The organism is Nocardia sp. NPDC051321 (genome assembly GCF_044455225.1).
Lineage (GTDB): Bacteria > Actinomycetota > Actinomycetes > Mycobacteriales > Mycobacteriaceae > Nocardia.
In genome coordinates, this window is the sequence record NZ_JBITEM010000011.1 from 346781 (window position 1) to 365671 (window position 18891).

General features: G+C 67.6%; 16 protein-coding genes. 11 read left to right on the forward strand and 5 right to left on the reverse strand.

All coding sequences use genetic code 11. The annotated features are described in order from the left end of the window. Positions 1 to 38 precede the first annotated feature (38 nt). Positions 39 to 1532, reverse strand: a complete 1494-nt coding sequence (locus tag ACIA8C_RS27510) for a flavin-containing monooxygenase (RefSeq protein WP_397139525.1) — start codon at positions 1530 to 1532, stop codon at positions 39 to 41. Between the two features lie 131 nt (positions 1533 to 1663). On the opposite strand from ACIA8C_RS27510, the gene ACIA8C_RS27515 reads away from it, so the two are divergent. Further along, complete coding sequence (locus ACIA8C_RS27515) at positions 1664 to 2320, forward strand: TetR/AcrR family transcriptional regulator (protein ID WP_397139527.1); 657 nt, start codon at positions 1664 to 1666, stop codon at positions 2318 to 2320. A 12-nt stretch (positions 2321 to 2332) separates the two neighbouring features. On the opposite strand, the gene ACIA8C_RS27520 is transcribed toward ACIA8C_RS27515, so the two are convergent. Beyond that, positions 2333 to 3469, reverse strand: a complete 1137-nt coding sequence (locus tag ACIA8C_RS27520) for an amidohydrolase family protein (RefSeq protein ID WP_397139529.1) — start codon at positions 3467 to 3469, stop codon at positions 2333 to 2335. Positions 3470 to 3543: 74 nt separating this feature from the next. Then, positions 3544 to 6762 (reverse strand): fused isobutyryl-CoA mutase/GTPase IcmF, encoded by a 3219-nt coding sequence (gene icmF / locus ACIA8C_RS27525; protein ID WP_397139531.1) that lies wholly within the window; start codon positions 6760 to 6762, stop codon positions 3544 to 3546. Positions 6763 to 6997: 235 nt separating this feature from the next. Between icmF and ACIA8C_RS27530 the strand changes: the two genes are divergently transcribed. The 10 genes from ACIA8C_RS27530 (at position 6998) to ACIA8C_RS27575 (ending at position 16972) form a co-directional block, all read left to right on the forward strand. After that, a complete protein-coding gene (locus tag ACIA8C_RS27530) occupies positions 6998 to 7990 on the forward strand; it encodes a hypothetical protein (protein ID WP_397139535.1) in 993 nt (330 codons plus the stop codon). Further along, on the forward strand, positions 7987 to 9033 hold the full coding sequence (locus ACIA8C_RS27535; protein ID WP_397139537.1) for a hypothetical protein: 1047 nt from the start codon (positions 7987 to 7989) through the stop codon (positions 9031 to 9033). The genes ACIA8C_RS27530 and ACIA8C_RS27535 overlap by 4 nt, the downstream gene beginning before the upstream one ends. A 56-nt stretch (positions 9034 to 9089) precedes the next feature. Further along, complete coding sequence (locus ACIA8C_RS27540) at positions 9090 to 9905, forward strand: hypothetical protein (protein WP_397139539.1); 816 nt, start codon at positions 9090 to 9092, stop codon at positions 9903 to 9905. Positions 9906 to 9927: 22 nt separating this feature from the next. Further along, on the forward strand, positions 9928 to 10878 hold the full coding sequence (locus ACIA8C_RS27545) for a hypothetical protein (RefSeq protein ID WP_397139541.1): 951 nt from the start codon (positions 9928 to 9930) through the stop codon (positions 10876 to 10878). Between the two features lie 317 nt (positions 10879 to 11195). Continuing rightward, complete coding sequence (locus ACIA8C_RS27550) at positions 11196 to 12695, forward strand: CoA-acylating methylmalonate-semialdehyde dehydrogenase (RefSeq protein ID WP_397139543.1); 1500 nt, start codon at positions 11196 to 11198, stop codon at positions 12693 to 12695. 3 nt (positions 12696 to 12698) lie between these two features. Next, positions 12699 to 13838 (forward strand): acyl-CoA dehydrogenase family protein, encoded by a 1140-nt coding sequence (locus ACIA8C_RS27555; RefSeq protein WP_397139544.1) that lies wholly within the window; start codon positions 12699 to 12701, stop codon positions 13836 to 13838. Then, positions 13835 to 14893, forward strand: coding sequence for an enoyl-CoA hydratase/isomerase family protein (locus ACIA8C_RS27560; RefSeq protein WP_397139546.1), 1059 nt, complete (start codon positions 13835 to 13837; stop codon positions 14891 to 14893). The genes ACIA8C_RS27555 and ACIA8C_RS27560 overlap by 4 nt, the downstream gene beginning before the upstream one ends. Beyond that, entirely contained in the window at positions 14886 to 15785 is a 900-nt protein-coding gene (gene mmsB, locus ACIA8C_RS27565) for a 3-hydroxyisobutyrate dehydrogenase (RefSeq protein ID WP_397139548.1), read from the forward strand. The genes ACIA8C_RS27560 and mmsB overlap by 8 nt, the downstream gene beginning before the upstream one ends. A 49-nt stretch (positions 15786 to 15834) precedes the next feature. Beyond that, complete coding sequence (locus tag ACIA8C_RS27570) at positions 15835 to 16020, forward strand: DUF6374 family protein (protein ID WP_397139550.1); 186 nt, start codon at positions 15835 to 15837, stop codon at positions 16018 to 16020. A 124-nt stretch (positions 16021 to 16144) separates the two neighbouring features. Further along, the gene (locus tag ACIA8C_RS27575; RefSeq protein ID WP_397139552.1) at positions 16145 to 16972 is read left to right on the forward strand and encodes an enoyl-CoA hydratase; all 828 of its coding nucleotides are present in this window, start codon (positions 16145 to 16147) and stop codon (positions 16970 to 16972) included. Positions 16973 to 17033: 61 nt separating this feature from the next. Here the strand turns inward: ACIA8C_RS27575 and ACIA8C_RS27580 are convergent, their stop codons facing one another. Both ACIA8C_RS27580 and ACIA8C_RS27585 read right to left on the reverse strand, forming a co-directional pair. Next, complete coding sequence (locus ACIA8C_RS27580) at positions 17034 to 18092, reverse strand: Hsp70 family protein (protein WP_397139554.1); 1059 nt, start codon at positions 18090 to 18092, stop codon at positions 17034 to 17036. 135 nt (positions 18093 to 18227) lie between these two features. Continuing rightward, positions 18228 to 18770 (reverse strand): MarR family winged helix-turn-helix transcriptional regulator, encoded by a 543-nt coding sequence (locus ACIA8C_RS27585; RefSeq protein ID WP_396995935.1) that lies wholly within the window; start codon positions 18768 to 18770, stop codon positions 18228 to 18230. Positions 18771 to 18891 lie beyond the last annotated feature (121 nt).

The window sequence follows — 18891 nt, forward strand, 5'->3', positions numbered from 1 at the left end:
GATGGAATCGTTCGAGGGCGCGCTTACCTTCGCCGCTGTTATGCCGACGTTGCGAACCGGTAGTCGGTCAGGTCGAAGTGTCCACTGCGCCAAGCTGCCTCGACCGTGGTCGACGGGCGAAGTGGCACGTCGCCGTGCTTGTCGAAGTAGTAGCTGTTGGATGCGGCGCAGCTGTCCTGCCAGAACACCTGTCCGCCGCGGCGGTCGAGCATCTCCTGGAAGAAGCGGTCGTTGGCCTCGCGGGTCACCTCGACCACCGTCGCGTTGCCCGCGCGGGCGTGCCGCAGGCAGCGCAGGATGTGCCTGGTCTGGTTCTCGATCAGCGCGAAGTAGGACGAGCCGTTGTAACCGTACGGGCCGATGATCGAGAAGAAGTTCGGGAAGCCGGGCACGCTCACGCCCTCATAGGCTTGCAGCCGGTTCTCGTCCCACCACTTCTCCAGATCGAGGCCGCCGATGCCGCGCAGGTCGTAGGTCGGCATGTTGCCGGACTCCATCACCTTGAAGCCGGTCGCCAAAACCAGGATGTCGACCGGGTATTCGGTGCCGCTGGCGGTGCGCACGCCGGTGCTGGTGATCTGCTCGATCGGGTCGGTCTCCAGCACGACATTGTCGCGGTTGAACGTGGCGAGATAGTCGTTCGAGAAGCTGGGCCGCTTGCAGCCCAAAGCGTAACGCGGCGTGAGCTTTTCGCGAATCGCCGGATCATGCACCTGGCTGCGCAGATGCGCGAGACCGGCACGCTCGCCGAGTGTGGCCGTCGGCAGACTCTGGTAATAGTGCGCGGCGATCGGGAAGGTGATCTCCACATACGTCTGGCTGATCAGCCGGGTCAGCGACCGCGCGCCGGGTATCCGCAGCGCCCACTGCACCGGCTTGGGCAGCGGCAGGTCCAGCCGGGGCAGGCACCAGATCGGCGTGCGCTGGAAGACGACGAGCTGCTCGACCTCGGGCGCGGTCTCCGGAATCACCTGCACCGCAGACGCTCCCGTGCCGATGATGGCGACCCGCTTGCCGCGCAGGTCCTGTTGATGGTCCCAGCGGGAGGTGTGCATGGTGACCCCGGCGAAGTCCCCGACGCCCGGGATCTCGGGCAGCTTGGGCCGGGTCAGCACCCCGGTGGCGCTGATGACGAAGCGTGCGGTGAGCTCGCCACCGTCGGCCGTGTGCAGCCGCCAGTGGCAGCCGTCCTCGTCGAACTCGGCCTCGGTGATGTTGGTATCGAACCGGATTCGCGGTCGCAGCTGGTATTTGTCCACGCACGATTCGGCATACGCCTTCAATTCCCGGCCGGGCGCGTAGGTCCGCGACCAGCTGGCGCGCTGCTCGAAGGAGAACTGATAGCTGAACGACGGAATGTCAACGGCGATACCGGGATAGGTGTTCCAGTGCCAGGTGCCGCCGACGCCGTCGGCCTCGTCGACGATCAGGAAATCGTCGAATCCGGCCTCCCGCAACTTGATCGCGGCCCCGATACCGGCGAACCCCGCCCCGACGATGATCACCTCGTGATCGATTGCGTTGCTACTCATGCCACCGCCCCGTGCGTCATGGGCCGTGTCCGCGGCGTAGACGGCGGTGTCGACCCGGTGCCGAGCGCGGCCGATCGGTAATTGGCCGCACATGCCACCAATTAGGCGCGCGGCGGAGTACTTTGTCAACCATGAGCCTGCGCGTACCGGCCCGGACCTGGGGCGGCCGCACCACCGAGGAGCGGCGCGCCGAACGCCGCGCGCGGCTGATCGACGCGGCCCTCGACAGCTGGATCGAGAACGGCTGGGCGGCCGTGACCATGCGCGGCGTCTGCCAGCGCACCGCGCTCAACGACCGCTACTTCTATGAGCACTTCGCCGACCGCGACGACCTGCTCGGCGCCGCGTGGGACGTGGTCTGCACCGAGGTGTTCGCCGACCTGACCGCGATCTTCACCGATCACCTCGCGCTGCCCCCGCTGGATATCCTGCGCGCGGCGGTGACCCGCGCGGTGCGCCTGCAATCCGACGACAACGGGCGCGCCCGCATCCTGCTCGCCGACCATGCGGGCAGCGCCGTGCTCGAGCAACGTCGCAAAACGATGCTCACCGAGGCCACCGACCTGCTCGTGGTCACTTCCCGGCCGTACCTGCGCCCGGACGCCGACGAGCTCGAGTTCCGGATGAGTACCGTCGTCGGCATCGGCGGCTTCATCGAGCTGCTCACCGCGTGGCGCACCGGCGCGATGGACATCGACGGTGATCGCATCATCGAACACACCTGCCGACTCGGTGCGCTGCTCGCCACCCAGTACCTGCCGCCGGAGGTCATTACGCCTGCGGGATAACGGTTTTCGGCGTCATGCTGCCGCGTTGCCGATTCGATACACGCGCCTGGCGGTATCCCGGAAGATGTGCGCGAGCTCCGCCTGCCCGCCGCCGTGCCCGGTCACCGAGGCGGCGACCGCCTCGATGCTGCCGGTGATGGTGGTGATCGGTTTGTCCACCGGGAAATTCGAGCCCCAGATCAGTCGGTCCGCGCCGAACACGTCGACGGCGTGTTCGATGAGCGGGTGAATGCGGTCGACCAGCACCGGAACCGGGGTGGCGGTGCCGCGCGGCGGCACCGGGTGACCGAGGACCGGCATCATCAGGCCGCTCACCTTCGCGACCACATTCGGTCGTTCGGCGAGTGCGGACAGGTCGTCGCGCCAGCGCAGGAACAGCGCGCGCCGCATGCTCGGATTGGTGCCGGTGTGCTTGCCGATCGGGCCGAAAATGCCTGCCGGAGTGGCGAGATGGTTCAGCACGATCGGCACCTCCGGATACCGCTCGGCCAGCGCCGTCACATCGGGCAGAGCGTGCGAGTACACCCATGCCTCGAAGGACAGGTCACGCTCGGCAAGCTCGCCGAACCCGTTCAGAAATTCCTTCGTGGCGAGCGCACCCGCGTGGTCGGTGTAGGGCCGGACATCAGGATCGGGATGGTGCGCCGCGTGTGAACGGATACCGCGCACCATCGGCGCGGCGGCGAGGTGCGCGTCGAGCAGCGCGGCGAAGTCGGGTGCCGCCGGATCCGCGTAGCCGAGGATCGCGCCGAGCTCGGGATGGTCGCCGCCGAACGGCAATCGAGCCACCCACGCCGTCTCGTCGGCCTCGGCCAGCGCGTCCTTGCCGACCCAGCCGACCTCGATGTGCACGACCGTGTCGATCGGCTCGGCACCGGCGTCGGCCCGATAATCCGCAGGCAGGTACGGGCAGCTGAAAGCCGTAGGGTCCCCGGTGAATTCGCGATCTCGGCGCGGCGCCACCCGTTTGGCCAGATCGATCGGCAGCGGCAGCGCCCTGAGCAACTTCGCCGTCCCGCTGAACACCCGTGGGGTGGTGAACGGATCCCACTGGTGGATATGTGCGTCGACGATCCGAATACCCGATAGCTCCATGTCCGCCGTCCCAACCGCGCCGATGGCCTTGACCCGGCGATTGTCACACGCCACCAGCTTTGTTCGTTCAGATTCTCCGATTCCCCGAACCGAGGCACCGCTCAGCGTGCATCTGCTGAGCGTTCAGCTCACACATTGCGGCGGTATTGGCCACCGACGGTGAAGAAGGTGTCGGTGATCTGTTGCAGGGTGCAGACTCGGGCGGCGTCCATCAGGACCTCGAAGATGTTGTCGTCGGTGCGGGCGACGGCCTCGAGGCGGGCGAGGGCGTCGTGCGCGGGGTCGCGGTGCCGGTGCTGGAATTCACGGACGCGGGTCAGCTGGGACTGTTTTTCCGCCTCGGTGCCGCGAGCCAGTTCGATGTCGTGCTTCGGCTCGCCGTGCGGGTTGCGGAAGGTGTTGACGCCGACGATGGGCAGCGAGCCGTCGTGCTTGCGGTGCTCGTAGCGGATGGACTCGTCCTGGATCTTGCCGCGCTGGTACCCGGTTTCCATCGCGCCGAGCACGCCGCCGCGTTCGCTGAGCCGGTCGAACTCGGCCAGCACCGCCTCCTCCACCAGATCGGTGAGCTCGTCGATGAGAAAACTGCCCTGCAACGGGTTTTCGTTCATCGCCAGGCCCCACTCGCGGTTGATGATCAGCTGGATGGCCAGCGCGCGGCGCACCGATTCCTCGGTGGGGGTGGTCACCGCCTCGTCGTAGGCGTTGGTGTGCAGGCTGTTGCAGTTGTCGTAGATGGCGATGAGCGCCTGCAGTGTGGTGCGAATGTCGTTGAAGTTCATCTCCTGTGCGTGTAGCGAGCGACCGGAGGTCTGCACGTGGTACTTCAGCTTCTGCGAACGGTCGTTGGCGCCGTAGCGATCTCGCATGGCGACGGCCCAGATGCGCCGGGCCACCCGGCCGATCACCGAGTATTCGGGGTCCATGCCGTTGGAGAAGAAGAACGACAGGTTGGGGGCGAAGTCGTCGATCCGCATGCCACGCGCGAGATAGGCCTCCACATAGGTGAATCCGTTGCTGAGGGTGAAGGCGAGCTGGCTGATCGGGTTCGCGCCGGCCTCGGCGATGTGATATCCCGAAATCGAGACCGAGTAGAAATTGCGAACGCCATTGCGCACGAACCACTCCTGGATATCGGCCATCATGCGCAGGCTGAATTCGGTGGAGAAGATGCAGGTGTTTTGCCCCTGATCCTCCTTGAGGATGTCGGCCTGCACGGTGCCGCGCACCGTCGCCAAGGTCTTCGCGCGGATATCGGCGGTCTCGTCGGCGGTCGGCTCCCGTCCTTCGTCGGACGAAAAACGTTCCAGCGCTTGGTCCATCGCGGTATTCAAGAAATAGGCCAGGATGGTGGGGGCGGGCCCGTTGATGGTCATCGACACCGAGGTCGTCGGCGCGGTCAGATCGAAACCGTCGTACAGCGCCTTCATGTCGTCGAGCGAGGCGATCGAGACGCCGGAGGTGCCGACCTTGCCGTAAATATCGGGGCGCTCGGCGGGATCGTGACCGTAGAGGGTCACCGAGTCGAACGCGGTGGACAGCCTTTTGGCGTCGGCGTATTCGCTGAGCACCTTGAAGCGCCGATTGGTGCGGAACGGGTCGCCCTCACCGGCGAACATCCTGGCCGGATCCTCGTTGTCACGCTTGAACGGGAAGACGCCCGCGGTGAACGGGAAGCGGCCCGGCAGGTTCTCCGCGCGCAGGAAGCGAAGCAGCTCACCGTGATCGGTGAACCGGGGCAGCGCGACGCGCGGAATCGAGTTGCCGGACAGTGTTTCCCGGCGCAGCGGCGTGCGGATCTCGCGGTCGCGTACCCGCACCACCTGCTCGTCACCACGGTAGGTCGCGGCGAGCGCGGGCCATTCGGCGAGCAGTGCCGCGTTCTCGGCGGTCAGTGCGGCCCTGGCCTGGCCCGCCAGCTCGGCGACCGCCTCGTCCGCCGGCAGTTCCGCGGCCACCTGCTCGACCCGCTGGACCCGTTGCGCCGCAACGATTTGCGCGGCCGTCACCGCGTGATAGTCGCGCACGGTCTGTGCGATCTCGGCCAGGTAGCGCACCCGCGCGGGCGGAATGATCTGCGCGAATCGGGTCGAGGTGCGGGTGTTCACCCGGGGTAGCGTGCCCTGCTCCAACCGCAGGCCGTGCTCGGCGAGCAGCCCGGCCAGGTGCTGATACAGCGCGGTGACACCGTCGTCGTTGAACGTCGCCGCGCTCGTGCCGAAGACGGGCATGTCCTCGGGCGGGGCGGTGAACTCCGCCCGATTGCGGATCAGCTGACGGGACACGTCACGCAGCGCGTCGGCGGCGCCACGGCGCTCGAACTTGTTGATCGCCACCACATCCGCGAAATCCAGCATGTCGATCTTCTCCAGCTGGGAGGCGGCCCCGAATTCCGGCGTCATCACATACATCGACACGTCGACGTGATCGGTGACCGCGGCGTCGCCCTGCCCGATGCCCGGCGTCTCCAGTATCACCAGGTCGTAACCCGCTGCCTTGCAGGCGGTCACGATCAGCTCGATATTGTTCGGCAGTTCGCGCCCGCCCCTGGTGGCCAGCGAACGGAAGAAGATGTGCTGGCCGTCGAGTGCGTTCATCCGGATGCGGTCGCCGAGCAGCGCACCGCCGCCGCGGCGCCGGGTCGGGTCCACCGCGATAATCGCGACGCGCGGCTTGTCCTGCTGGTCCGATCGCAGCCTGCGCACCAATTCGTCGGTGAGCGAGGACTTTCCGGAGCCGCCGGTACCGGTGATGCCGAGCACCGGGACCGTGCGCGCGGCGGCGGCCTGCGTTAACGCCTGCCGGTCGTTGTCGGACAGCGCGTCCTGCTGAATGCAGGTGATGGCGCGGGCCAGGGCGGGGCGTTCACCGGCGAGCACGGCCTCCAGTACCGGCGGCTCGGTGGCGAGGTCGACGTCGCAGGCCTGGATCAGCTGATTGATCATGCCGGGCAACCCGAGTCGTTGTCCGTCCTCGGGGGAGAAGATGGTCACCCCGGCGGCGGCGAGCCGCGCGATTTCCTCGGCGACGATAACGCCGCCGCCACCGCCGAATATCCGAACGTGCTCAGCCCCGGCCTTTTTCAGCGCGTCGGCGAGATATTCGAAGTATTCGACATGCCCGCCCTGATACGAACTGACCGCAACGCCCTGTGCGTCCTCGGTGAGCACCGCGTCGACCACCTCGCTGACCGAGCGATTATGGCCGAGGTGGATCACCTCCGCGCCCTGCGCCTGCAGGATGCGCCGCATGATGTTGATCGCCGCGTCGTGCCCGTCGAACAGGGCCGCGGCGGTCACGAAGCGAACGGGGTTGATCGGCGTGTGCAGCGCGCTCTTGTCAGCCACGGTTTCCTCCGGCGATATCCAGTGGGCGCCCGATACTAGGACGTCAAACTAATCCTACGGTGATGCCGATCACAGCGCCAGGCGGCACCCGCCCGGTCAATTCAGGAAAGCCGCCCATCGAGGTTCCGCTCATCGTGAATGCAAATGGCGACAACCGGTCCAGGCTCGAGTTCCGATGGGACGCGATGCCCTAAATCCGATATCCATCCGCACAAATCCACCAAAAGGACGACCCATGGGACGGAACTCTTATCGGCTCACCGCCGCGGTAGCCGCCCTCGGCCTGTCGACGTTCGCGGCGCCGTTCGCGCACGCCGAACCCGCGCCGCTGAACGGCCTGTTCGCGCTGTCGCCCGGCGTCTGCTCCGGCGGTGCGGTGACCGGCAGCTTCTTCCGGATGATCCTGCCGACCGGCGACGCGGGCGGCCCCTACCTGGCGAACAGCGACTCGGCGTGCAGCGATCAGACGGTGACCACGCTGTCCGCGGGCAGCGACGGCGGCCTGGTCAGCGGCAGTTATCAGCCGCAGCCCGCCGCGGCCTTCGACGGCGCGGGCAACGCGCGGTCGGGCCGGGTCACCACGCCGGTCCGCTTCTACGGCGTCGATTTCGCCACCGCGACCAATCCGACCGATCCGCAGACCGGCGGCGGGACCTCGGTGCCCGAGGTGTACTCCGACGGCGGCCAGCTGTCCGGCGACCTCAGCAGCCTCGGGGTCACCTGGAACAACCAGGTGTTCAACCAGGGCGCGCCGAAACCGGGCGGTGGGCTGCCCGGCAAGACCAGCCCGGTGCGCGGCACCATCGACGGCTCGGGCAATTTCGTGATCGAGTGGACGAGTCAGATCGTCGGCGGCCCGTTCAACAACTTCACCGGGCTGTGGCATCTGGCCGGTCAGTACCGTGGCGGCGGCGTGCCCCAGGCCGCACCGGCGGCCGCGCCGATCGCGCAAGCGCCCGCGGCACCTGCCCAGGCCGCGCCCGCACCCGCTGCTCCGGCCCCGGTGGCACCTGCGCCCGGTGCGCCCGCGGCAGCCGTTCCCGCCGCAGTGCCGGTGGCCCAAAACCAGCCCGTGCACGCCGATCCCGTGCTCGCTTCCAAGACGGTCGAGGTGCCGCGCGGACGGCACACTCCGGCGTGGGTGGTGCCGACGCTGCTGGTCGTCGCGGTCGCGGCGGCAGGGGTGTTCTTCAACGCGGACCGGATCGTCCGTCGGCAACGGCAGTGACAACCGTGTCGGGGCTGCCCACCTATTCGGAGTTCGTCTCGAATCCGGAGCCCGCGCCACCGCGGCCGTTGAAGCGGTGGCCGTTCGTGCTGATCATCGCGCTCGGCGCGATCCTGGTCCTCGCCCCGATCGTCACCGGCATGTTTCCGCGAGCGGTCAAGGGCGAGGCGATGATCGACGCGTTCGAGCCGTATATGACGCGGTCGAGCATCGACGGGTATCGGCACGACCTTCAAGTACTCGACGACGCGCGGACGAACGTGCTGACGCTGCGGCAGAACGGACAGCAGCCGGGCAGCTTCGACCGCGTCGACCAGTTCGTCCGCGATTACCCGGAGATCAACTATCACATGTCCGGGATGATCGGCGCGATCGACGACAATCGGCAGAATTACCAAAAGCTGGCCGAGGTACCACCTTTCGGCACCTTGCCGTGGTTGTTCGCGCTGCCCGGCGCGGTACTCGTCGGCGCCGGTGTGCTCGGCTACCGGCGCGCGCAGGCAGGCAAGCAGGCGGTGGTCTGGCGGTCGGTCGCGGGGCTCGCCGCGCTCGGGCTGATCGCGGTGCCGCTGCTCGGCGGGTTGTTCACCGCCTCGACCGCGGCGCAACCGCTGATCAACGACCTGCGCCCGATCCTCACCCACGACGAGGTCCGAAAACTGCAGGGCTACTTCGTCACTCTCGTCGCGGCCGACGGTGAACTCAACAGCCGGTACACCGCCGCCGTCCGCGTCGCGCACCCGGAGGCCGACCTCACGGGCATCACCACCCTCGAAACCCGGTGGCAGCCGATGACTTCGCGCTTCGCCGCGCTGATCGGTGCGATGAACGACAACGTGCGCAACTTCGATGCCGTTGTCGCGCTGAACGAGTCGACGCGCCCCCTCGGTTTCGGTGCGTTTCGCGGACTCGGCTTTTTCTATCTGGTGCCGGGCATCTTCGTCCTGGCCGCCACGGTGGAGGGGCTCCGATTGCCGAGCCGCGTATTGGCGCGGGGCGCGGCAATACGCGACGCGAAATCGCCTGGCGGTGCGCGGAAATGACACCGCGGCGCAGTCGAACGATCCGCCTGGCCGAACGTAGTAGGAGGGGAGCCGGTATGAGTCCACGAAAGATGATCGCGGCCACCGTGCTGGCCGTGCTGGCGCTGGTGGTGTCCGGCTGTTCCGGCGGCGACGACACGCCCGCCTCGAACGGGCCGGAGCCGCTGGTCGGCTTGCTGCGGTTCACCCCGGGTTCGGTGTCGGGCGACAGCGTCGCCGGTACCTGGTTCCGGATGGTGCAGCCGGGCGGCACGCCGGAGAAGGGCCCCTACATGCCCAACGGCGATTCCCCCGCGCAGGGCGGCTCCACCACCTTGCTCGAGCCGGGCACGGCGGGTGGCCTGCGCATCGGCGGATACCAGAGCGAGCCGAACCCCGGTTTCGCGCAAGGGAATTCGCTTTCCGCGTCGATCACCAAGCCGACCAGGTTCTTCGCCGTCGAATTCGGCATCTCCACCAACCCGGTGGACCCGCAGACCCAGCGCCGGGTGCCGCCGCCCGCGGTGATCAACGACGGCGGCAAGTTGACCGCGGACGTGTCGTCCTGGGCGGCCTCCTGGAACGACCAGGAGTTCAACCAGGGCGCGCCGAAGCCACCGGAGAAGCAGGACGCTCAGGTGGCCGGCGCCGAACAGGTGCAGAAGGTGTGGGACTGGGTCGCCAAGCAGTGGTTCGACAAGCCGACCCCCGACGCCGCCCAAGGACCCTCCGCCACCGGCACTTACGGCTCGAAGACCCGCAAGTTCACCCTGCAGTGGACCAGCCTCATCGTCGGCGGGCCGTTCAACGGCTTCACCGGCGTCTGGCACCTGGAGGGCTTGTTCGAACCAGCCGCCGCCGCGCCCAATTCGCCTGCGGCCCCGGTCAAATAGACAGCAGAAGGAGTACGGTCCGATGAGTTCTCGCACGACGACCCGGCCTGCGCTCGCCAGTGCCATCCGCGCGGTGGCCGCGCTGACGGTCATCGGCAGCGCGGTCGCGGTCACCGCATTGACGGTGCGCCAGGACGACGACGTCACCAGCGTGGTGATCACCCAGGAACAGCCTGCCGCCGCCGCACGGGTCGCCGCCCCCGCGGCTCCGGCAGATACCCCCGCGCCGCCTGCGGCCGCTCCGGCCGCACCCGCGCCCGGTGGCGCGGCACCTGCTGCCTCGGTTCCGCTCGGTTCGGGTGGTGCGCCTGTCTTGGTCGCCATCAACCCGGGTGCCGGCGCTCCGGCCGCGCCGAATGCCGGTGCGCCCGGCGGTGCTGTCCCCTTGGGCGCGGGCGCTCCGAACAGCTCCGTCCCGCTCGGCGGCGGCGCGCCGAACAGCTCCGTTCCGCTCGGCGGCGCGGGCGGCGCCAACCCGTTCGCCGCCGCACCCCTGGCCGCGCAGCCCGCGTGCCCCCTGGGCTGGCCCGCGCCGAAGCAGCAGGGCGGTCTCGCCTCGCTGATCGGACTCGCCCCGTTGGCGGGCCCGTTCTCCTCGGAAGCCTTCGCGCTCGGCTCCGTCTATCAGCCCATCCTGCAACTGGCGGGCCCGGTGCTGGCCGAGATCGCGCCGGTACTCGCCAAGTACCAGCCTGCGATCGATCCGTTCATCACCCAGGTTCAAGGCGTGGAAGCGGTTGTCCTGCAGGCGATCCTGCCGTATTACGGTCCCTACCGTGATCAGCTGATCGCGGCCGAGGGCGAACTCGCCAAGGTACTGGCCCCTATCCTCACCAACGTCTACAACAGCGAAGCCGCCTCCTGCTTCGTCGCTTGGCAGGGCCAGATCATCGACCAGGCCAAGGGTGGCCACATCACCGTCGCGTCGCTGGCCCACCCCGGTGCCGTCGTCGAGCTCGGCCCCGAATCCTGACCCGCGCTCGGCGGATCGTAGATGTCCGGTCGGCCAAGGCCGGCCGGAGATGACGGAAGGCGGCACACCAGCGGTCGGTGTGGAAGCTGGTCGAGCAAGGTGTGCTGACCGAAGCTCAGTTCGAGACGGTCATGGCGGTGCGGGCGGACCCTCATCGAGATCGGTGCATATCCGCTGATAGGGGGGCGAAACCGGCGGACCGGGGGCGTCGCGGGATGGTGGTTTAGCTCACACTCCCGATATACATGGACGTCCAACTATAGGATGACCGCATACCGCGTTGCGGTGTCTTGGTCGGCTACCAGAACAGGACTGGCATGGTTCGCGAACTCACTCACTTCATCGGCGGGCAACACGTCGCGGGCGCCTCCGGCAACTTCGGTGACGTCTTCGATCCGAATCTCGGTCAGGTGCAGGCGCGTGTGCCGTTGGCAAGCAAGGCCGAGGTCGAGGCCGTCATCGCCAATGCCGAAGCGGCGCAGCCGGTGTGGGCCGCGTTCAACCCGCAGAAGCGGGCCCGGGTGCTGATGCGCTTCCTGACGCTGGTGCAGGACGAGATGGATTCGCTTGCGGCACTGCTCTCTTCGGAGCACGGCAAGACCATCGCCGACGCGCGGGGCGATATCCAGCGCGGCCTCGAGGTGATCGAGTTCGCCGTCGGCGCACCCCACCTGCTCAAGGGTGAGTACACCGAGAGCGCGGGCACCGGCATCGACGTCTACTCGATGCGCCAGCCGCTCGGCGTCGTCGCGGGCATCACCCCGTTCAACTTCCCGGCCATGATCCCGCTGTGGAAGGCGGGCCCGGCGCTGGCCACCGGAAACGCGTTCGTGCTCAAGCCCTCCGAGCGTGACCCGTCGGTGCCGCTGCGGCTGGCCGAGCTGTTCCTCGAGGCGGGCCTGCCGCCGGGTGTGTTCAACGTCGTCAACGGCGACAAGGTTGCCGTCGACGCGCTGCTGCACGACCCGAGGGTCAAGGCCGTCGGCTTCGTCGGGTCCACCCCGATCGCCCAGTACATCTACGAGACCGCGACCGCGAACGGCAAGCGCGCCCAGTGCTTCGGCGGCGCGAAGAACCACGCGATCGTCATGCCGGATGCCGACCTCGACGATGTCGCCGACCAATTGATCGGCGCCGGTTACGGTTCCGCTGGCGAGCGCTGCATGGCCATCTCGGTGGCCGTTCCGGTCGGCGAGGAGACCGCGGATCGCCTGCTGGCCAAGCTCACCGAGCGGGTGGCGAAGCTCAACATCGGCCGCTCCGACGATCCCGGCGCCGACTATGGCCCACTCGTCGGTAAAGACGGCGTGGACCGGGTGAACAACTACGTCCAGATCGGCATCGATGAGGGGGCCGAGCTGGTGATCGACGGTCGCGGCGTGACCGTCCCCGGCGGCGAGGACGGATACTTCGTCGGCGCAACGCTTTTCGACAAGGTCACCCCGGAGATGCGGATCTACCGGGAAGAGATCTTCGGTCCGGTGCTGACCGTGGTCCGCGCCAAGGACTACGAAGAGGGCCTGCGGCTGGCAAACGAGCACGAATACGGCAACGGCGTCGCGATTTTCACCCGCGACGGCGACACCGCCCGCGACTTCGCGGCCCGCGTGCAGGTCGGCATGGTCGGCATCAACGTGCCGATCCCGGTGCCGATCGCGTACTACACCTTCGGCGGCTGGAAGCGCTCCGGCTTCGGCGACCTGAACCAGCACGGCCCGGACTCGTTCCGCTTCTACACCAAGACCAAGACCATCACGCAGCGCTGGCCTTCGGGAATGAAGGAAAGCAATGCGTTCGTCATCCCGACCATGGATTAATCGATGTTCATCCTCGACGAAGACGAGCAGGCGATCCGCGACACCGCGCGCGGATTCGCCGACGAGTTCCTCGCCCCGAACGCCCTGGAATGGGATGAGCAGAAACACTTTCCGGTCGACGTGCTGCGCAAGGCAGGCCCGCTCGGCCTCGGCGGCATCTACGTCCAGGAGGACGTAGGCGGTTCGGGCCTGCGCAGGCTCGACGCCGTGCGCATCTTCGAGCAGCTCGCCACCGGGTGCCCGGCCATCGCGGCCTACATCTCCATTCACAACATGGCGACCTGGATGATCGACAGCTACGGCGATGCCGCGCAACGCACCCGCTGGCTGCCGAACCTGACCTCGATGGAGCTGCTGGCCAGTTACGCGCTGACCGAGCCAGGAGCCGGGTCGGACGCGGCGGCGCTGAGCACCAAGGCCGTTCGTGACGGGGACGACTACATCTTCAACGGCACAAAGCAATTCATCTCCGGCGCGGGCGCCACCGACGTCTACGTGGTGATGGCGCGCACCGGAGCGGCGGGCCCGGGCGGCGTTTCGGCGTTCATCGTGCCCGCCGACACGCCGGGACTCTCGTTCGGCGCCAACGAAAGAAAGATGGGCTGGCACGCGCAGCCGACCCGTCAGGTGATCTTCGAGGACGCCAGGCTGCCCGCGGCGAATCTGCTCGGCGCGGAGGGTGATGGCTTCCGCATCGCGATGAACGGCCTCAACGGTGGGCGGCTGAACATCGCCGCGTGCTCGGTCGGCGGCGCTCAGGCGGCGTTGGACAAGACGGTGCCGTATCTGGCACAGCGCAAGGCATTCGGCAAGCCGCTGCTGAAGAACGAGGCGCTGCGGTTCGAACTCGCCGATATGCGTACCGAATTGGAGGCCGCCCGCACCCTGCTGTGGCGGGCCGCGGCGGCGCTCGACGCCGACGCGCCGGACAAGGTCGAGTTGTGCGCCATGGCAAAGCGATTCGCGACCGACGCGGGCTTCGAGGTCGCGAACAAGGCGCTGCAACTGCACGGCGGCTACGGTTACCTGGCCGAATACGGCCTGGAGAAGATCGTCCGGGATCTGCGGGTGCACCAGATCCTCGAAGGCACCAACGAAATCATGCGGGTGGTCGTCGCCCGCGCGGTGGTAGGAGCGGCATGACGGAACCGGAAGTCCTGATCGAGAAGCAGCACGGGCTCGGGCTCATCACGTTGAACCGGCCCAAGGCCATCAACGCGCTGAATCATCCGATGGCACTTGCCATTACCGACGCGCTGCGGGCCTGGGTGGACGACGACGAGGTGCGCACCGTCGTCGTCACCGGTGCGGGGGAGCGCGGCCTGTGCGCGGGCGGCGACATCGTCGCGATCTACACCGACGCGACCGGCGGTGCGACCGGCGCGGATTCGCCGACCGGCCGGTTCTGGCGGGACGAGTACGTCCTCAACGCGCTGATCGGCCGCTACCCGAAGCCCTACCTCGTGGTGATGGACGGCATCGTGATGGGCGGCGGCGTCGGCCTGTCCGGCCACGGCAGCCACCGGATCGTCACCGAGCGGTCCAAGATCGGCATGCCCGAGGTGGGCATCGGCTTCGTCCCGGATGTCGGCGGCACCTACCTGCTCGCGCGCAGTCCAGGCGAGGTCGGCACGCACGTCGCGCTGACCACGGCCAGGATGACCGCGGGCGACGCCATCGCGGCAGGCTTCGCCGACCACTTCGTCGCCACCGAACACCTTCCGGGACTGCTGGATACGCTGCGCACCGAGTCCGTCGAGGTCGCGATCGCCAAATTCGCCACGGACGCACCGCAATCCGGGCTGCTCGCGCAGCGGGACTGGATCGACGCGTGCTACCGCGCGGAGACGGTCGAGGAGATCCTCGCCGGGCTGCAGGCACACGATGCACCGGAGGCGGCCGCGGCCGCCGCCGACATTCTGGCGAAATCGCCTGTCGCGCTGAAGGTCGCGTTACGGTCGTTGCGTTCGGCGCGCGCCGCGCCGGACCTGGAGACGGTGCTGAACGAGGAATACCGGGTCTCCATCGCCGCGCTGTCCTCGGCCGATCTGGTGGAAGGCATCCGCGCGCAGGTAATCGATAAGGACCGCAAGCCGCGGTGGGCACCGGCGACCCTCGCCGACGTCACCACCGCGCAGGTCGACGCATACTTCGCCGAATTGGGCGAGCAGGAACTGGGTTTGGTGAGCAATGACTGAGAAGATCGGATTCCTCGGACTCGGCCACATGGGTGCGCCGATGGCGGCGAACCTTGTCAAGGCCGGATATGAAGTGCTGGCCTACGATCCGGTGCCCGCCGCGCAGGAACAGGCCATCAAGGACGGCGCCACCGTGGTGAGCACGGCCGTCGAGGCGGCCGACGCCGGTGTCGTGATCACCATGCTGCCCAACGGAAAACTCGTCTTGGATGTGTACGCCGAACTGCTCCCCGCCGCCAAGCCGGGCACCCTGTTCATCGACTGTTCCACCATCGACGTCGCCGACGCCAAGTCGGCCGCGGTGCTCGCCATCGGCGCGGGCCACCGCGCGTTGGACGCTCCGGTGTCCGGTGGTGTCGCAGGCGCGGCGGCGGGCACGCTGACCTTCATGGTCGGCGGCGGCGCCGAGGACTTCGCCGACGCGCTGCCGTTGCTCGAGGTCATGGGCGGCAAGGTGGTGCACTGCGGCGGCTCCGGCGTCGGCCAGGCCGCCAAGATCTGCAACAACATGCTGCTCGGCATCTCGATGATCGGTCTCTCCGAAGCTCTGGTCCTCGGCGAAAAGCTGGGGTTGACCCACCAGTCGTTCTTCGACGTCGTCTCCACCGCCTCGGGCCAGAGCTGGGCGCTGACCACCTACTGCCCGGTCCCGGGACCGGTGCCGACCAGCCCCGCGAACAACGACTACCAGCCCGGCTTCGCCACCGCGCTGATGAACAAGGATCTGGGGCTGGCCGCAAACGCGTTGCGCGAGAACGGGATCGACGGCCAGCTCGGTCTGCTCGCGGCGGAGATCTACAACCGGTTCAACGAGTCGTCCGGCGGGCGGGACTTCTCGGCGATCGTCACCGAGATCCGCGACCGTAGCGACGTCCCCGGTTCGCAAGCCTGATTGTTGACACGTCTCGAACATGCGTTCGACTCGAGGTATTGTTCGAGCCGTGTCTCCACTTTCTCGCCAGGACTGGGCCAGGATGAACCTCGAACAGGTCCGCGACCAGCTGCTGGACGCGGCCGCGTTCGGCAAGTACCTGCCGCCCGAGCAGCTCGAGAATGCCGCGGGAAAGATCGCCGAGGGGCTGCGGGTCTACACGGAATTGACCCGCGAACGGGGCGAGGGTGGCTAGGCGTTAATTCAATTACGTTGTCTTGTAGCAAGTTTAGGATCGGTGCGTTGGCGGAGGGGCGGTAAATCTACCTCCTGTATCGTCACCGATATTCCTGACCATCCGACATAGAAGGTGCCTGAAGATGAATGCATCGCGAAGCGATTCTGTGAGGGGCGGCGGCCGGGCGGCGGGTGGGCCCGAATTCGAGACGATTCTGCTGGAGCGCAAGGGCCGGGTCGGCTGGATCACGCTGAACCGCCCGAAGGCGCTCAACGCACTCAATGCCCAGGTCCTCGACGATGTCATCGCCGCGCTCGACGAGCTGGAGCGCGATGACGAGGTCGGGGCCGTTGTCATCACCGGATCGGAGCGGGCCTTCGCGGCCGGCGCCGACATCAAGGAGATGCAGCCGAAGTCGTACATGGACATGTTCCTGAACGACTACTTCGCGCGCTGGGACCGGCTCGCCCAGTTCCGCAAGCCGACCATCGCCGCGGTGGCGGGCTACGCCCTCGGCGGCGGCTGTGAACTGGCAATGATCTGCGACATCCTGATCGCGGCGGACACCGCGAAGTTCGGGCAGCCGGAGATCAAGCTCGGCGTCATCCCCGGCATCGGCGGTTCGCAGCGGCTCACCCGCGCGGTCGGCAAGGCCAAGGCGATGGACCTGGTGCTCACCGGTCGCAACATGGATGCGGAGGAGGCCGAGCGCGCCGGACTGGTTTCACGCATCGTGCCCGCCGCCGAGCTGCTCGATACCGCGCTCGAGGTCGCCGAGACCATCGCGTCGATGTCGTTGCCGGTCACCATGATTGCGAAGGAATCGGTCAACCGTTCCTTCGAAACCACCCTCGCCGAGGGCCTGCGTTTCGAACGCCGAGTGTTCCACTCGCTCTTCGCGATCGAAGATCAGAAGGAAGGCATGGCCGCCTTCGTGGAGAAGCGTCCCGCGAAATTCACCAACCGCTGATCCGGCCGGAGCGAAATCCCCGGCAGAATACTTATCCACTTAGCCGGGGAAAGTTCGCGCGCTAGCCGAAATGCGCGGGCGACGGCCCGACGATCTCCACCGATGTCGACGGGTTGCCGTGGCTCGGTTCGGCCGAAGGCCGGTCCATCGCAAGGATTCCCGCGATGGTCGCGCCGAGGGCCGCGGTCACCGCGACGGCGGCGATCAGCTTGCGGCGGTCGACCGGGCCGTGCACCAGCGACGCGGACAGCCCCGCGCCCGCCCGCGCACGGGGCATCCGCACGTCGCCGCTGTGCCGTTCGGCCGCGAGCAATACCGCGCCGCGGGCCGAGACGTAGTCCGGTTCCGAGTCGTAGATGATCGGCAGGTCGATCAGCTCCGCGAGTTCGTCGCGGATGCTCGGGTTGCGGGTGCAGCCGCCGAGCAGCACAAGTGCCTCGGGTTGCACGCCGCTCTCCTCGATGAGCTGACGCACGAACGAGGCCGAGTGATGGATGCTCGCGGCACACAATTCCGCCAGGTCACTGCGGGTGACCACCTCGCGGCCGCCGGAGATGGGGTCGATCGCGGTGACCACTCGCTCGCTGCTCAACGCCTCGCGATGCTTGCGGCTGGTCAGCTTGTCGGTGAGCACGCCGCCGCGCGCGAGCTGCCAGCGCAGCAGTGCGTCGTAGCCGTCGCCGCCGAGCACCGTGCTGCGTTTGCCCGCCAGGATGGTGTCGGTGCGGCAGTCGGCGTGCGTGATGGTCAAGCCGGAGGTGCCGAGGTCGTAGAGCAGTACCGAGCCGTCGTCCGGTAACTGTCCGGTGAAACGGAGATAGCGCAGCTGGGCCAGCGGCTCGTCGACGATGGTCAGGCGGTTGCGGCCGGCGACGGTCCGGATGGCGTCGGCGTGCATGGTGCAGCGGCAGGTGACGGCGGTTCCGGTGACCAGTTCGTCGCGGCGATCGGCGGCGCCGCGCATCTGGCGGATGGCCTCGAAAACGGGTTCCTCGATGCCGCCGCCGGCGCGTCGGGGCACCTGGCAGCGGTCGATCGGGGGGAGGTGTGGCTGATCGGAGTGAGTCAGCATCGCGCGTGCGCCACCAGCGCCCGCCGATACCCCCAAGACCAGCACCATGGTTTACATGGTGAACCTTTTTGTGCTCGCTGCCAAGACAACGGGCCGGTAAATTCGCTAGTTGGATGCCGGACCGTTACCCCCTGGTCAATCAGCGGGTGTATGGAACCGTCCAGTACGGTCGTCCTATTGTGGCTAGGTCGTGGACCAGCGCGCCTGTTCGTCGCCGGTATCGAAGTCGCCTGCGGCGTGTCGGAATTCCGCCAGTAGCTGCAGCAGCGTGTGCAGTCGATCCGGCGCGAGGCCGAGCAGCGCGAAGACCTTCGTGTTCAGTTCCTCGGTCGCCTGCGCGACCAATTCCCTTCCCGCATCGGTGATCTCGATCAAGGTCGCGCGCCGGTCGGTGGGGTGCGGCACCCGCTCGACCAGCTTCGCCGCCTCCAGCCGGTCGACGGTATTGGTCACGCTGGTGGGATGCACCTGCAGCCGCGCACTGGCCTTCGCCATCGGTAGTGCGCCGGTCTTGCTGAAGCTCAACAGCATCAGCAGTTCATACCGGGAGAAGGTCAAACCGGTCGGTTTCAACGCCTCATCGACCCGCGCCATGACGATTTGCTGGGCGCGCACCAGCGAGGTCACCGCGGCCATACCGTCGGCCACCTCACCCCAGCCGTGGCCGACCCATTGGCGATGGGCCTCCTCGATCGGGTCGAGCGGAAGCGGGCGTGGCCGAGACATGGTCCGATCATTCCATGCGGGCGGGCACGGTTCGGGGACATCCAGGGCGGCTTCGGATCACAGTGCGGCCGCGCGCTTCGAATCAGCGTGAGCGCAAGGGTGTGTCCGGGAGTCCGCGCAC